This window comes from Priestia sp. P5_B4 (assembly GCF_056400385.1).
In genome coordinates, this window is the sequence record NZ_JBFULJ010001367.1 from 1 (window position 1) to 703 (window position 703).

1 protein-coding gene is annotated in these 703 nt (G+C 40.4%); it reads left to right on the forward strand.

All coding sequences use genetic code 11. The annotated features are described in order from the left end of the window. Nucleotides 1–69: 69 nt before the first annotated feature. Nucleotides 70–703: formate/nitrite transporter family protein (locus tag AC1DRF_RS31030; protein ID WP_477742705.1), on the forward strand; the 634-nt coding region annotated here is incomplete at its 3' end.

The window sequence follows — 703 nt, forward strand, 5'->3', positions numbered from 1 at the left end:
AACTAGGGAGGAGAAATTTAGTGAAGGTGAGAAAGGCAGTCATGCCTTTTTTAGTTAAGGAGGAGTTTTATGGCATTTCACAAGCCGGATAAAATGTTAAACATCGCTTTAGAAGCGGGGGTTTCAAAAACGAAGCTATCCCTTTCTTCCATTCTCATGCTTGGGTTTTTAGGAGGCGCATTTATTGCGCTTGGTTTTTTACTAGATGTACGCGTCATTGGTAATTTACCGGCTGAATGGGGAAGTTTATCGAATCTTTTAGGAGGGGCCGTCTTTCCTGTAGGTCTTATGCTGGTCGTACTTGGGGGAGCGGAGCTTATTACGGGGAATATGATGTCTGTTTCCATTGCTTTGTATGCAAGAAAAATTTCACTTCGTCACTTGTTTCATAACTGGTTTTGGGTCACGCTTGCTAACTTTTTAGGTGCCGTGTTTATTGCATATTTCTTTGGACATATTGTAGGTTTAACAGAAACAGGGCCTTTTTTAGATAAAACGATAGCAATTGCTCAAGCTAAAATTGATGATTCGTTTTTTAAAACGCTTATTTCTGCTGTGGGCTGCAACTGGCTTGTATGTTTAGCTATTTGGCTTTCATACGGCGCTGACGATGTTACGGGGAAAATTCTTGGTATTTGGTTTCCGATTATGGCATTTGTTGCGATTGGCTTTCAGCACGTTGTAGCCAATATGTTTATTATTC